Origin of the sequence: Streptomyces sp. WZ-12 (genome assembly GCF_028898845.1) — a bacterium.
Taxonomy (GTDB): domain Bacteria; phylum Actinomycetota; class Actinomycetes; order Streptomycetales; family Streptomycetaceae; genus Streptomyces.
On record NZ_CP118574.1, the window covers coordinates 869,045 to 881,788 of the forward strand.

At 69.6% G+C, this 12,744-nt stretch carries 7 protein-coding genes and 2 pseudogenes; 4 read left to right on the plus strand and 5 right to left on the minus strand.

All coding sequences use genetic code 11. The annotated features are described in order from the left end of the window. Positions 1–730: 730 nt before the first annotated feature. From PV796_RS03395 to PV796_RS03410, 4 genes and pseudogenes are all read right to left on the minus strand, one after another. Positions 731–1,507 (minus strand): annotated as a pseudogene (locus tag PV796_RS03395) (amino acid--tRNA ligase-related protein); the annotation flags it as partial. Positions 1,508–1,556: 49 nt separating this feature from the next. Beyond that, positions 1,557–2,300, minus strand: a complete 744-nt coding sequence (locus tag PV796_RS03400) for a hypothetical protein (RefSeq protein ID WP_274911329.1) — start codon at positions 2,298–2,300, stop codon at positions 1,557–1,559. Beyond that, complete coding sequence (locus PV796_RS03405) at positions 2,297–2,443, minus strand: hypothetical protein (protein ID WP_274911330.1); 147 nt, start codon at positions 2,441–2,443, stop codon at positions 2,297–2,299. Before PV796_RS03405 ends, PV796_RS03400 begins: the two co-directional genes overlap by 4 nt. 283 nt (positions 2,444–2,726) lie before the next feature. Then, positions 2,727–4,889 (minus strand): annotated as a pseudogene (locus PV796_RS03410) (virulence factor); the annotation flags it as partial. A 533-nt stretch (positions 4,890–5,422) separates the two neighbouring features. Between PV796_RS03410 and PV796_RS03415 the strand changes: the two are divergent. Continuing rightward, the gene (locus tag PV796_RS03415) at positions 5,423–6,613 is read left to right on the plus strand and encodes a hypothetical protein (RefSeq protein ID WP_274911331.1); all 1,191 of its coding nucleotides are present in this window, start codon (positions 5,423–5,425) and stop codon (positions 6,611–6,613) included. Between the two features lie 347 nt (positions 6,614–6,960). On the opposite strand, the gene PV796_RS03420 is transcribed toward PV796_RS03415, so the two are convergent. After that, positions 6,961–8,004, minus strand: coding sequence for a methyltransferase (locus PV796_RS03420; protein ID WP_274918845.1), 1,044 nt, complete (start codon positions 8,002–8,004; stop codon positions 6,961–6,963). Between the two features lie 510 nt (positions 8,005–8,514). Between PV796_RS03420 and PV796_RS03425 the strand changes: the two genes are divergently transcribed. The 3 genes from PV796_RS03425 to PV796_RS03435 all read left to right on the plus strand — a co-directional run bounded on the left by PV796_RS03425 (position 8,515) and on the right by PV796_RS03435 (position 12,664). Further along, positions 8,515–10,815, plus strand: coding sequence for an FdhF/YdeP family oxidoreductase (locus PV796_RS03425; RefSeq protein WP_274911333.1), 2,301 nt, complete (start codon positions 8,515–8,517; stop codon positions 10,813–10,815). A 73-nt stretch (positions 10,816–10,888) separates the two neighbouring features. Then, positions 10,889–11,713, plus strand: coding sequence for a formate dehydrogenase accessory sulfurtransferase FdhD (gene fdhD, locus PV796_RS03430; RefSeq protein ID WP_274911334.1), 825 nt, complete (start codon positions 10,889–10,891; stop codon positions 11,711–11,713). A 24-nt stretch (positions 11,714–11,737) separates the two neighbouring features. Further along, entirely contained in the window at positions 11,738–12,664 is a 927-nt protein-coding gene (locus PV796_RS03435; protein ID WP_274911335.1) for a LysR family transcriptional regulator, read from the plus strand. Positions 12,665–12,744 lie beyond the last annotated feature (80 nt).

Here is a 12,744-nt window from a genome sequence, read left to right on the forward strand (position 1 = left end):
CGACACCGCGTGGAAGAACTGGTTGGACTGCCTGGCTGGGAGACGCCCTCCCATGGGCTCCCGAGGTTCAAGCGCAAGGGACGTTGCAGGGAGTCGTTCCGGATCGTCCACGATGTCAAGAACCCGGACATCCGCCTGGAAGGCTACCGACGTCTGCGTATCCCGGGCGGCGGAGGCCAGAAGCCCTTCACCGGTCCGCACACTCGAACCCGCGACACTCGTCGTTACCGGATCCTCCCGCGATCGCGGGGGGGGGATCCGTCGTACTGGCGGTGCAAGTTGATCCAGGTTTCGTTCCCCCCGCCGACACAGGGGTGTTCCGCTCCGGGTCGGTCGCGAGCTGCCGGCACCTCGTTATCCGCGCCAGCGGGGGCCGCCGGCAGCCATCGACGTCGTTGCGGCAGTCATCGGCGAGACCACCGGCGAGGCCCCCAAGCATGCGCTGGTCGACCGGTAGCCCGTCACCATGGGGCCGAGAGGTCAATTATGGAGTCACGCGCTAACGTCCCACCGGGTCACCACCGTGTCGGCCCTCGCCATGAGCGTCACCCTCTCCCACGGCGGCCTGGCCACCAAGGACGCTTCTCCGAACGGGAGTTGGTGTGACGGACCTACTGGGACAAGCATTCCGACGAGACGTGGACGCATGACCTGCGCCGCGTCCGCTACTGAGACGTCGTCCCACGACACGAGGCGCTCGCCCGTGTCGTGGGACGCACTCCACGGCCGACTACGGAGTGAGCCGGTTCGGGCCGCGGAAGAGGAACGTGGCCTCGCGAATGGAGTCCAGGCCGAGCAGCACCATCAGCACCCGCCCCAGTCCCATGCCGAGCCCACCGAGTGGCGGGCAGCCGAAGCGGAACGCGTTCAGGTAGTCCTGCATCGGCTCGGGGCTCATGTCCTTCTCGGCGGCCTACTTGAGCAGCACCTCGTACCGGTGCTCACGCTGCGCGACGGTGGTGACCTCCAGCCCTTTCCACAGAAGGTCGAAGCTCAAGGTCACGCTCGGGTCGTCGGCGGGCCGCATGTGGTAGAAGGGCCGGATTCCCACCGGGTAGTGGGTGATGAACACGAACTCGTGCCCGGTGGCCTGCCGGATGTGAGCCGAGATGCTCCGCTCGCCCTCCGGGTCCAGGTCCTCCTTGATTCCCGCCGGGTCCCAGCCGCCCTTGCGCAGGATCTCGTGCGCCTCGGCCATGGTGATGCGCGGAAAAGGTGTCGTGGGGACGGTGACCTCGACGCCGAAGTGCTCGGCGATCGCCTCACCATGTACGTCGGCGACCTTGGCGATGGCGTGGGCGAGCATCTGCTCCTCGAACGCCATCACGTCCTCGACGCCGTCGATCCAGGCCAGTTCGACGTCGACCCCGGTGAACTCGGTCGCGTGCCGGGAGGTGAACGACGGCTCGGCGCGGAAGACCGGGCCGACCTCGAAGACCTTCTCGATGCCGGCCGAGATCGCCATCTGCTTGTAGAACTGCGGCGACTGCGCCAGGAAGGCGGAGCGGTCCCGCACTCAGGTGAGTGCGGGACCCATGGTGCACGGAGCGCGAGCGTTACAGTTGCCGGTCCCCCTGCCAAGTGACCGACGTCAGTGCGGCCAGGCCTCCATTGGCCAGGCCCTTGTAGGTCACGGTCCGGGCGGGACCCAGTTCGTGTGCGAGCCGCTTCGCCAGGTCCATCCCCTCCTGGAACAGCCGCTCCCACTCGGCGTCGTACTTGCCCTCCTCCCGGTCCCGCAGGTCCAGGTTCAGTGTGGTGTCGATGCTCTTCGCCCACGTGTACAGGTCGGCGATGAGGTTGTCGGACAGGTCCAGCGCGGCAGCGGGGTCGTCCGGGAAGAAGTCCCCGAATCCTTCGGCTCGCAGCGGACCGAACGCATACTCGCCCTCGACCGTGACGTCGACTGGATGAGGGGGCGTGTCGTGGTCGTCGCGCTCCCAGTGCAGTCGGTCGCAGCCCCAGCACAGCCACTTCGCGGTCTGGTGGCGCTCGTCCCAGTAGCGCACGGACCAGTTCGACCCGAGTCGCCGGGCTAGCCGCTGGGCGGTCGCCAGCCCCTGCTTGACGTGCTTGCGCAGGTCCGGGCGAGAGGTGAAACCCCCCGCCGGGCGGCGTAGCGACCAGGTACGCAGTGCGTCCGCCAAGTCAGCCGGGAGGGCCAGCCGCTCGTCGTCCAGCGGGACGGTGCGGGTGTAGGCGCCGAGGTCGTCGTAAGCGGCGGGGTCCTCGGGCTCGTACAGCGGGGACGGCTCGCCCTGGGCCTGCACGAGCACGGGGCGCGGTTGTTCGGCTGTCATACGGGATTGGCTCCGATCACATATCCGTTGTCGCCCACGCTAATGGCCAGACGCTGGGTCTTGCCCTGGAAGGTGACCTCGTAGATCGTCCTGCCGGCTCCCTGGGTACCGACCCGCGTGCCCTCGGTCAGTGCCGTCTTCACGAGGGCCGGGATGTCCTCAACTCTGACCCCCGCGGTCGCGAACTCTCCAGCGTGCCGGAACATGATGTGGATCAGCCCGGTGTGAACGTCGCCCTTCTCCAACCAGGCAAGGGGCACACCGGGCTTGGAGAACTCGGCGATCCAGATCGTGTCCGCCCTGCTGAAGTTCGTTCCGGCGTTCTGGAGCTTGTCCAGCAGCTTGGGGTCGAGAGCGCCCCGGGCGATCTTGGCTCGCTCCGCCACACCGGCCGCGATACGCAGCCCCAGGCCCGCCGCGCTTGTTGGCGGCCCGTTCCGCCGCGTCAGCGGCCCGGCGGGCTGCTTCGGCGTCGCGGGCCGCTTCGTCGGCGGAGTCGCGGGCGTCCTTGGCGTAGCCCTCCGCCCGGCTGGCTGCTGCGTCGGCCGCCGCGGCGTCCTCGGTGGCCTGCCGGTCGTATGCGATCGTGCGCGTCAGTGACTGCGCGGCCTTGGACGCGGCGTCAGCGGCGTCGGCCGAGTAGTTGAGTGCTTCGTTGGCGTAACCACGGGCTTCTGACGCGTAGTTGGCGGCGTTGGCGGCACTTTGGTAGGCGGTCTTGGTGTCTTGGGCGGCCTTGTCGGCAAGGCTCTGGGCGAGGACCGCTTCCTTCTTGGCGTTCTTGGCGTGTGCCTCTGCCACTGCGGCCTGTTGCTCGGCGATGGTCTTCGAACCCTGGCCGGAGAGCACCACCAGCGGGGCCGCGGAGTCGGTGGTGGCGTAGGGCGAGCCCAGTTGGATGGCGTCGTTGGCCGGCTTGGCGACCTGCACAGCCGCCTGGCGGGCGTCGGCGGCTGCCTGGGCGGTGGCATAAGCGAAGCCGGCGGCCTCTGCCGCTGCTGCCCTGGCCCTGTTGGTCTCCTTCTGCGCCTCGTCAGCATGGGACTTGGCGTCTTTGGCGTGCTGCTCGGCCTCGTCGGCGTCCTTGACGGCGGCGTTGGCCTCGGCGGCGGCGTGCTGGGATGCGGTGATGGCGTCCGCGGCGGCGCTGGTGGCCGTCCTTACCGCGGCGTCGGCCTTGAGCTTGTCGGCCTGGGCCGCGTCGGAAGCAGCTCGGGCCCTGGTTGCGGCGGCTTCGGCACGAGTGGCTGCGGCATCCGCGTCCGCTGCGGCCTGCGTGGCCGCGTTGGCTTCACTGCGTGCCGGCTTGGCCGCTGATTCGGCGGTGTCGGCTGCGCGGTCTGCGGCGTCGGCTGCGGCGCGGGTGTCGGTGGCGTTGTCGTCGGCGTCGTGCGCGTCGGCGTAGGCATCCTTGGCGTCCGCTTTGGCGCGTGCGGCATCCGCCTTCTGTTCGGCGTCCCAGGCGTCATCCCGCTTGGCCTTGGCATTGTCGCGGGCTGCCTTCGCTGCTTCACGTTTTTGAGAGGCGGTGGTTGCCGCAGCATCAGCCTTCTTCTTGGCTTCTTCCGCCGTGGACTGGTAGCCCTGGGCGTTGCGTTTGTGCTCGGCGGCTTCCGCCTTCTTCGCGTCGGCTCTCTCCTTCTGTGCCTTGGCGGTCTTTTCTTCGGCCTCCGCTGTCAGCCGCTTGGCGTGTGCATCGGCCGCGGCGGCCTTGGCGTCGGCCTCGGCCTTGAGTGCCTCTTGCAGCTTGCTTTCGGCGGTCTCTTTGTCCTTTTTCGCGTTGTCGCGGTGTTCCTTGGCGGAGGCGGCGGAGGCTTTCGCCTGCTGCTCGGCGAACTGCGCTGCCTCTTTGCGGAACTCCGCCTTCGACCGGGCGGCTTGTGCCAGCGCGCGCTGCGCGATCGTCGCGCTGTCGGAGGCCGAAGCGTGCGTGGCCGCCTCGGCGGTCTGCGCGGCGATGACCATGGCGTCCAGCGCGGCGGCCGTGCCATGGGTGACCTGTGCCTTTTGCTGGGCTACCAGCAACCCACGGCCGCGCGGGGCTCCGTTGGTGTCGGCGATGGAGTAGGCGGCCTGTTCGGCGGTGTCGGTGGTGGTGACGGCCCGCTTTGCCGCGGCTGCCTGTTGCTTCAACAGGATCAGCTGAGACTTCGTCACCGACTGGGCATTGGCCAGGCTCTTCTTGGCCTTGTCGAACTGCGGCGCGTCGGGCTTGGTGGGCTTGTTGCTGCCGGCCCCGTCGGGTGACCAGTAGGACTGCCATCTGGCGACATGGTCGGCCACCCAGGAGTTGCCCAGCATGTTGCCGAGGGTCTTGGCTCCGGAAGCAAGAGCCTTGGTCGCGTTGGTGTTGGCGTCCAGAATCTGGTTGCGCTGTGCGGCCTGTGAGGTGATCTCCTGCTGCCACTCCTCGGCCGCGGTGCCCACCTCGTTGCCGAGGACCTTGTCGGGGTCGATCGGATCGCGCCATGTACACGCGGCGAAGCGGTTCTTGAGGTTCTCGACGGCGATGCGGAACTCGGCAGTGTCCGGCTCCGGCGCCGACTTGGGGAAGCCTCCCGATTCCAGGAAGATCCGGGCGTTGTCGGCGCCCATCGGCTCTACCGTCTGGTTCAGCAGGTAGTCGTACGCGTCGTGCTCGGCCAGGGCACGGTTCCACTCATCCCGTGGCAGGCTCGGGTCCGGGTCGTTGGCGTACAGCGGGCCGCCCTGGGCCGCCACCGCGTTCCTCGTGGCATTGTCGGCGGACGCCGTGGGGTCGTCGTAGAACGTGTCCTCTTGCTGCCAGAAGAGACCGGCGTACCGATCAAGCCGAGTGACAGGCGGACCGCGTACGGAAAGCACTGCTTGGCCGCAGTGGCACCGGCCAGTGGGCGAACCCGATCGAGGTGCCAGGCATGCGCATGTGGGGGCGGTAGGTGCCTGCGGATGATCGCGTCGATACGGGGGGAGTTCAACGTGCGTCGGGGCAGCGCCAGTGCAGTGCGCCGCGCGCCGGACAAAATTCGCTGGCGCGTACAACCTTTCTGCTTCCACTCTGGTCTCCTCTACCGGTACCAATCGCACCGAACAGGAGCAGAAGCATCTCCATCAACCGCCAGGGCTTGGCCGCCATCGGCTGTGTGGCCCTGATATCCACCGCGGTCGCCGCATGCGGCCCGTTCGAGAAGATCAGCGCAGGCACCAAGGTCCAGCAGGGATTCCAGAAACTGGGTGAACGGAAGGCGCTCACCGCGGAGTTCCGGATCTCGGCGAACGAGCAGCAGATCTGGTCCGCGCTGAAGAGCACCAAGGGCTTCCAGCGCGACTACGCCAAGATCATGGCCGGCCTCCGACTCTCCGTGTGGACGGCCCCAGACAAGCCGGTCAAGGACGCCTTCAAGGCCCCGGAGGCCAACGCCCACGTTCCGGGCGGATACGCGTTCGCGGTGGATGGTGGGCAGCCCGTCGTGGACGTCCGCTCCGACGGCAAGACGATGTACCAGCGCATGGACTTCCAGCGCCTCGCCAAGCTGACCCCTCAGGGCAGCGCGAACCTCACGCGCCAGCAGGGCGAGCTGGACAAGTTGCCGTCACCCCTCAAGGAGATGATGAGCGGGCAGTGGGTGGCGTACGACGTCAAGGACTTCGAGGAGTTCGCGAAGAAGAAGCAGCCCGGTCCCGGCACTGGCCCCGCTACCCAACTCAAGGTCGAGGACCAGAAGAAGGTGATGGACGCCTTTGAGAAGGCGTTCATCGACAACGCCGACCTCAAGGATGCTGGCAGCAAGGGCGGCGCGGATCACGTGACGGCCACCGTGCCGGCGAAGAAGGCCATGACGGCCCTGGCCGAGGGGTTGGAACCGCTCGCGGAGAAGAACCCGTCCTTGGGCTCCCTGAAGGACAGCGTCGAGGACGTCCCCGAGAAGGACATCACGCTCGACATCGCCATCCAGGACGGCACTGTCTCCGAACTGACCCTGAACCTGGCCCAGTTCGCCGATGACGACAAGAGGGTCGACGGGGAGCTGCCGCTGTCCATCAAGCTCAAGGGCGAGGCCCCCGCGTTCGAAGCTCCGTCTGGTGCCAAGATGGTCAGGCCCAAGGACCTGGAGCGGGCCGTCAGCGATCTGCAGTCGGCCAAGCGGCGCGAGGCCGGTGAGGGCGAGGACTCGGCCTCGGCCGGCGGCAGTTCCGCCGAGATCGAGCGGCAGTTGGAGAAGATGCGCAAGCTGGAACGGGAGAACCCCTCCCCGGAGATGACGAAGCTCCGCAAGCAGATGGAGGACCTGCTCGAAATGGCGCGCAGCGCGGAAGCGCGGCAGCAGGTCTGACAGGTCTGATAGATCGGACGGGTCTGAACGCGGACGCACTGCCGATGGGCGGTGCGTCCGCGCTGTCGTGCCTGGGCGGCCCGCGACCGTCAGACGCCCCGAGGACGACGGGCTCCGCCTGGACCGGGGCACCGTGTTCTGCAGCCTGCTCCCGGACACGTCGCCGAGCACACCGCACTGGTCGCGCGTTGGACGAAGGGGTTCGCCGGGTTGGTCAAGTCTCGGCTGCGCGGGCCGTCCGTCTCAGCGGATGGTGACTGTGAAACGTGCGGTCGAGATTTCGTTGTGTATGCGCCTTAACTGTAGTGAGGCCCGCGGAGCCTGAGGTTGGGGCGGGCTCCGGTCGGTCAGGCCGGTACCGCCTCCACCACGGAGAGCACCGTGGGCGTGGGCACCACGCGGGACAGGCGCAGGCCGGCCGCCTCGAAGAGCGCGGCGAAGTCCGCCTCGGTGCGCTCCCGACCGGTGAGCGATGCCATCATCATCAGGTCCAACGCCTTGGCCTGGTGGGGCGCGTTGCCCGACGGCACCACGGCGTCCAGGACCAGGATCCGGCCGCCCGGGCGCAGCGCGCGGCGGCAGTGGTCGAGGATGAGTGCGCTGCGCTCGTCGTCCCAGTCATGCAGGATGCGCTTGATCAGATGGACGTCGGCCGGGGGCACGGCGGCGAAGAAGTCGCCGTCCGCCAGCGTCCACCGTCCGGCGATCGCCTCCTCGGTGCCCAGGCGGTGCCCGGCCAGGACGTGCGGCTGGTCGTAGAGGACGCCGTCCAACCCGGGGTGGCGGCGCAGCACTTCCATGAGCAGGCCGCCGTGGCCGCCGCCCACGTCAACGACCGTGCCGGCCGTCGGGAAGTCGTAGGCGTCGGCGAGCGGGGCGTTCTCCGTGTCGGACATCGCGGCCATGCCGTCATGGAAGACGGCGGCGGTCCGGTCGTCCTGGGCGAAGTAGTCGAAGAAGGGCATGCCGAAGATGTCGTCGAACGCGGAGCTGCCGTCGGTGAGGCAGCGGCTCATCTCGTTGCCCGGCAGCCACATCGTGCGGTCGGTGAGCATCAGGATCGCGGCGCGGGCGGAGTGCGGGGCGTCGCTGCGGAGTGCCTGACCGGCCTCGGTCAACGCGAACCGGCCCCGTTCGTCCTCCGCCACCACGCCCCTGGTGGCGAGGAGGCGGAGTACCCGGTAGAGGTTGCGGGCGTCCGTGCCGGTGGTGGCGGCGAGTTCGGGCGGAGTGCGGGGGCCGTCGGCGAGGTGGTCGGCGACTCCCACGTCGGCCGCCGCGCGGAGGGCCGCGGGGTAGAGGAACCCGAGGGCCTCATCGGCGAGGAAGGCGGCGGAGCGCCGGAAGCGGGTGTCGGTGTCGGCGCCCCGGCCGGTCCTCCCGCCTGGCACCACCGCTCGCTCCTCCTCGCCGTTGCCGTTGACGTTGCCCGCGTCCTGCTGCACGCCGTTCTCCTCCTCGGTCGCCCCGCCGCCTGCGGGGTCTGTGACGGAACCAGGCGTCGTGCCCGGGCGGCCGGTCCCGCGCGGCTTCCCGCCCGTCGGTGAGGATGCCCCGCGAGGTCCGTACCGATGCACCAACATCACCCACCGGCGCGGGGCCGACGATGGATTCGGGCCAGACTTCCGCCCCCGCACATCGCGTTCCGTTCGCCCCGCGGATTCAACGGAAACGTCGATAGGCGCGATTTATCAGCTCACAAGAAACACCTCTTTGACTTCTCCCGCGGGCGCTTGGAGACTCATCAGGGCCGGCCAGGCAGCGTCGACGTCCCGGCACGAATCCAGGCGCGGCGGTCCGGCGCGCGACTTCGGTGCCCAACTCGGGGGCGTCCCGGCATGGTTCATCGGCCCGGTTGTGCCCGCGTGCGCGGAGAACAGCAGAAGGGGACGGAGCAGACCATGAGCAGCAATGAGGGCCCGATAGACGACCCGGTCGACGACCTGTCGGTGACTTCGCCCAAGACGTGGGCGACCGGCATGCCCGCGGTCACCCACGCGCTGCAGTACTCGCTGTCCCAGACATCGGTACGCCGCACCGCGCTGACGCTGCTGAACATCAATCAGGCCAAGGGCTTCGACTGCCCGGGCTGTGCCTGGCCGGAACCGGGTCCGGGGAAGCGGCACTTCAACGAGTACTGCGAGAACGGCGCCAAGCACATCAACGACGAGGCCACCGGGCGGCGCGTCAGCGCGGACTTCTTCCGCGAGCACTCGATCGCGGAGTTGGGGCGCGCGTCGGACTACTGGCTCAACCAACAGGGGCGCCTGACCGAGCCGATGGTCAAGCGGCCCGGTGCGAGCCACTACGAGCCGATCGACTGGGACGAGGCGCTCGGTCTGCTCGCCGACGAGCTGCGCGGGCTCGACTCCCCCGACCAGGCGCTGTTCTACACCTCGGGGCGGCTCAACAACGAGGCCGCGTTCCTGTTGCAGTTGTTCGCCCGCGCCTACGGCACCAACAACCTGCCCGACTGTTCCAACATGTGCCACGAGTCCAGCGGGTTCGCGCTCCAGGAGACGTTGGGCATCGGCAAGGGCAGCGTCTCGTTGGACGACATCCACACCGCCGACCTGGTCTTCGTCGTGGGGCAGAACCCCGGCACCAACCACCCGCGGATGCTCTCCGCGCTGGAGGAGACCAAGCGCAACGGCGGCCGGGTCATCGCGGTCAACACGCTTCCCGAGGCCGGCCTGATCCGGTTCAAGCACCCGCAGAAGGCGCGGGGCGTGGTCGGTCGGGGCACCGCTATCGCCGACCAGTTCCTGCACATCCGCGCCGGCGGTGACCTGGCCCTGTTCCAGGCGCTCAACCGGTTGTTGTTGGAGGCGGAGGACGCGGCGCCGGGCACCGTTCTCGACCGGGCGTTCATCGACGCCCACACCACCGGTTACGCCGACTTCGCGGCCCAGGCACGGACGGTCTCCTGGGATGACGTCCGCACCGCCACCGGGCTGTCCCGCGAGAAGATCGAGCGGGTGCACGAGCAGGTCCTGGCGAGCGGGAAGGTCATCGTGTGTTGGGCGATGGGCCTGACCCAACACAAGCACGGCGTGCCCACCATCCGCGAGATCGTCAACTTCCTCCTGCTGCGCGGCAACGTGGGCAGGCCGGGCGCGGGGGTGTGCCCGGTCCGTGGCCACAGCAATGTGCAGGGCGACCGCACGATGGGCGTGTGGGAGCGGATGCCGAAGGAGTTCCTGGACGCCCTCGGGCGGGAGTTCGGCTTCACCCCGCCGGAGCGGCACGGCCTGGACTCGGTGGACGCCATCCGGGCCATGCGCGACGGCGGGGCCACGGTCTTCCTCGGCGTCGCCGGCAACTTCGTGCGGGCCACCCCGGACAGCGCCGTCACCGAGGACGCGATGCGACGGTGCCGGCTCACCGCGCACATCTCCACCAAGCTCAACCGCTCGCACGCGGTGTGCGGCGAGACCGCGCTGATCCTGCCCACGTTGGGCCGCAGCGACCGGGACGTCCAGGCGACCGGCGAGCAGTTCTACACGGTCGAGGACTCGATGAGCGAGGTGCACGCCTCCCGCGGCAAGCTGCCGCCCGCCGCACCGCACCTGCTCAGCGAGGTCGCCATCGTCTCCCGGCTGGCGCGCCGGACGTTGGGGTCCGAACCCGCCATCCCCTGGGAGGAGTTCGAGGCCGACTACGGCACCGTCCGCGACCGGATCGCCCGCGTCATACCCGGCTTCGAGGACTTCAACGCCCGGGTGGCCCGGCCCGGCGGCTTCCGCCTGCCCAACCCCGTCAACGAACGGGTCTTCCGCACCCCGAGCGGCAAGGCGGTCTTCACCCACAACGCGTTCACCATGCCCGAGATCCCCGAGGGGCATCTGCTGTTGCAGACGCTGCGCTCCCACGACCAGTGGAACACCGTCCCGTACGCGATGAACGACCGCTACCGCGGCATCCACAACGCCCGCCGGGTCGTGCTCGTCAACCCGGACGACCTGGCGGCGCTCGGCCTGGCCGACCGGGACGTGGTGGACCTGGTGAGTGTCTGGCGCGACGGTGTGGAGCGGCGGGCGGAGCGGTTCGTGGCGGTTTCCTACCCCACCACCCGCGGCTCGGCCGCCGCCTACTACCCCGAGACCAACGTCCTGGTCCCCCTCGACAGCGTGGCCGACTTCAGCAACACGCCCACCTCGAAGAGCGTGCTGGTCCGCCTGGAACGCGTCGGGGCGGCCTGAACGTCCCGGCCCGCGGGCCGATTCCGCACGGCCACCGACGGCGCACGCCGCACGACAGGAGGAGGAGCCGACCATGGGGCGAGTGACGGTACGACGGCGGGTGTTGCGGGTGCGGGAGGGGGTGCCCACCCGGCGCCCGGACACCCTGGCCGCCGAGGAGCCGATGGAGATCCGGGTCGGCGGGCGGCCGCTGACCGTGACCATGCGCACCCCCGGCGACGACTTCGATCTCGCGGCCGGGTTCCTGGTGAGCGAGGGCGTGGTGCACCGGGCCGCCGACGTGGCGGGCATCCGCTACTGCGCCGGCGCCACCGCCGACGGCGGCGGCAACACCTACAACACCGTCGACGTCGTCCTCTCCCCCGGCGTGACCGCTCCGGACGCGTCGCTGGAGCGCAACTTCTACACCACCTCTTCGTGCGGGCTGTGCGGCAAGGCCAGTCTGGACGCGGTGCGCACCACGGCACCGTGGTCGGTGGGTGGGGACCCGCTGCGCACCTCGCCGGCGGCGTTGGCGGCGCTGCCCGATCAACTGCGCGCGGCACAGCGGGTGTTCGACCGGACGGGCGGCCTGCACGCCGCCGGGTTGTTCGGGGCCGACGGCGAGCTGTTGTGCCTGCGCGAGGACGTGGGCCGGCACAACGCGGTGGACAAGGTCGTCGGTCATGCCCTGCGGGCCGGCCTGCTCCCGTTGCGCGGGACCGTGTTGATGGTGAGCGGACGGGCCTCGTTCGAGCTGGTCCAGAAGGCCGTGATGGCGGGTATCCCGCTGCTGGCCGCCGTCTCCGCGCCCTCCTCGCTCGCCGTCGACCTCGCCGAGGAGAGCGGACTGACTCTCGTAGGCTTTCTCCGGGGCCAGTCGATGAACGTCTACACGGGGGCCGAGCGGCTCCGTTGACCCCCTGACTCCCGGGAGAGAGTGATGTTGTTCCGCCAACTCGAATACCTGGTGGCACTCGCCCGGGAGCGGCACTTCGCCCGCGCCGCCCAGTCCTGCTTCGTCTCCCAGCCCGCCCTGTCCGAGGCGCTGCGCAAACTGGAGGAGGAACTGGACGTGTTGCTGGTCCGGCGCGGCCGGACCTACGAGGGCCTCACCCCCGAGGGCGAGCGCATCGTGCGGTGGGCACAGCGCATCCTGGCCGACCGGGACGCCCTCAAGGACGAGGTGGACGCCCTGCGCACGGGCCTGAGCGGGCGCCTGCGGATCGGCTCGGTGCCGACCGCCTCGGGCGCCGTCTCGCTGCTCACCGCGCCGTTCTGCGCGGCGCACCCGCTGGCCACCGTGGACGTGGTGGCGGACCTGCGCGCGGAGGACATCCTCCATCAACTGCAGAACTTCGAGATCGACGCCGGGATCACCTACCTGCCCGAGGAGGCGTCCGACCAGTTCCACACGGTCGCCCTCTACGACGAGCGGTATGTGCTGCTGACCGGCGTCGCCGACGACCTCGCCCGGCGCTCGACCGCGACCTGGGCCGAGGCGTCCCGCCTGCCTTTGTGCCTGTTGACCAGGCGAATGCAGGGGCGGCGGGTGCTGGACGAGGTGTTCGCCGACGGCGGTCTGCAACCGGTTCCCAGGGTCGTGACGGACTCGGTGGCCTCGCTGTTCGCCCATGTCAGGACCGGGCGGTGGGCCAGCATCGTGCCGCATGCCTGGCTGCATGTCTTCGGCGTCCCGCACGGCATGCGGGCGGTCCCTTTGGTGGAGCCCGTCCACACCACTCCGATAGGGCTGGTGATCACCGCCCGGGAGCCCGGTTCGGCCATGGCCCGCGCCCTGTTGGAGACCGCCCGCCGCACCGACGTCGCCGCGGTCCTGGACACCCTGCCGGGCCATCCCCCGCTCTGATGCCCCACGCCCGGACCGCGCCGCCCCGCCGCGAGCGGGCGCACCGGCAGTGCGTACGATCGACCGGTCCGTCCCGTGAG

What these genes read in the sequence shown, in the direction of transcription:
- PV796_RS03435 (WP_274911335.1), top strand. Translation starts at nt 11,738, where the DNA reads ATGTTGTTCCGCCAACTCGAATACCTGGTGGCACTCGCCCGGGAGCGG.
- PV796_RS03400 (WP_274911329.1), bottom strand. Translation starts at nt 2,300, where the DNA reads ATGACAGCCGAACAACCGCGCCCCGTGCTCGTGCAGGCCCAGGGCGAG.
- fdhD (WP_274911334.1), top strand. Translation starts at nt 10,889, where the DNA reads ATGGGGCGAGTGACGGTACGACGGCGGGTGTTGCGGGTGCGGGAGGGG.
- PV796_RS03425 (WP_274911333.1), top strand. Translation starts at nt 8,515, where the DNA reads ATGAGCAGCAATGAGGGCCCGATAGACGACCCGGTCGACGACCTGTCG.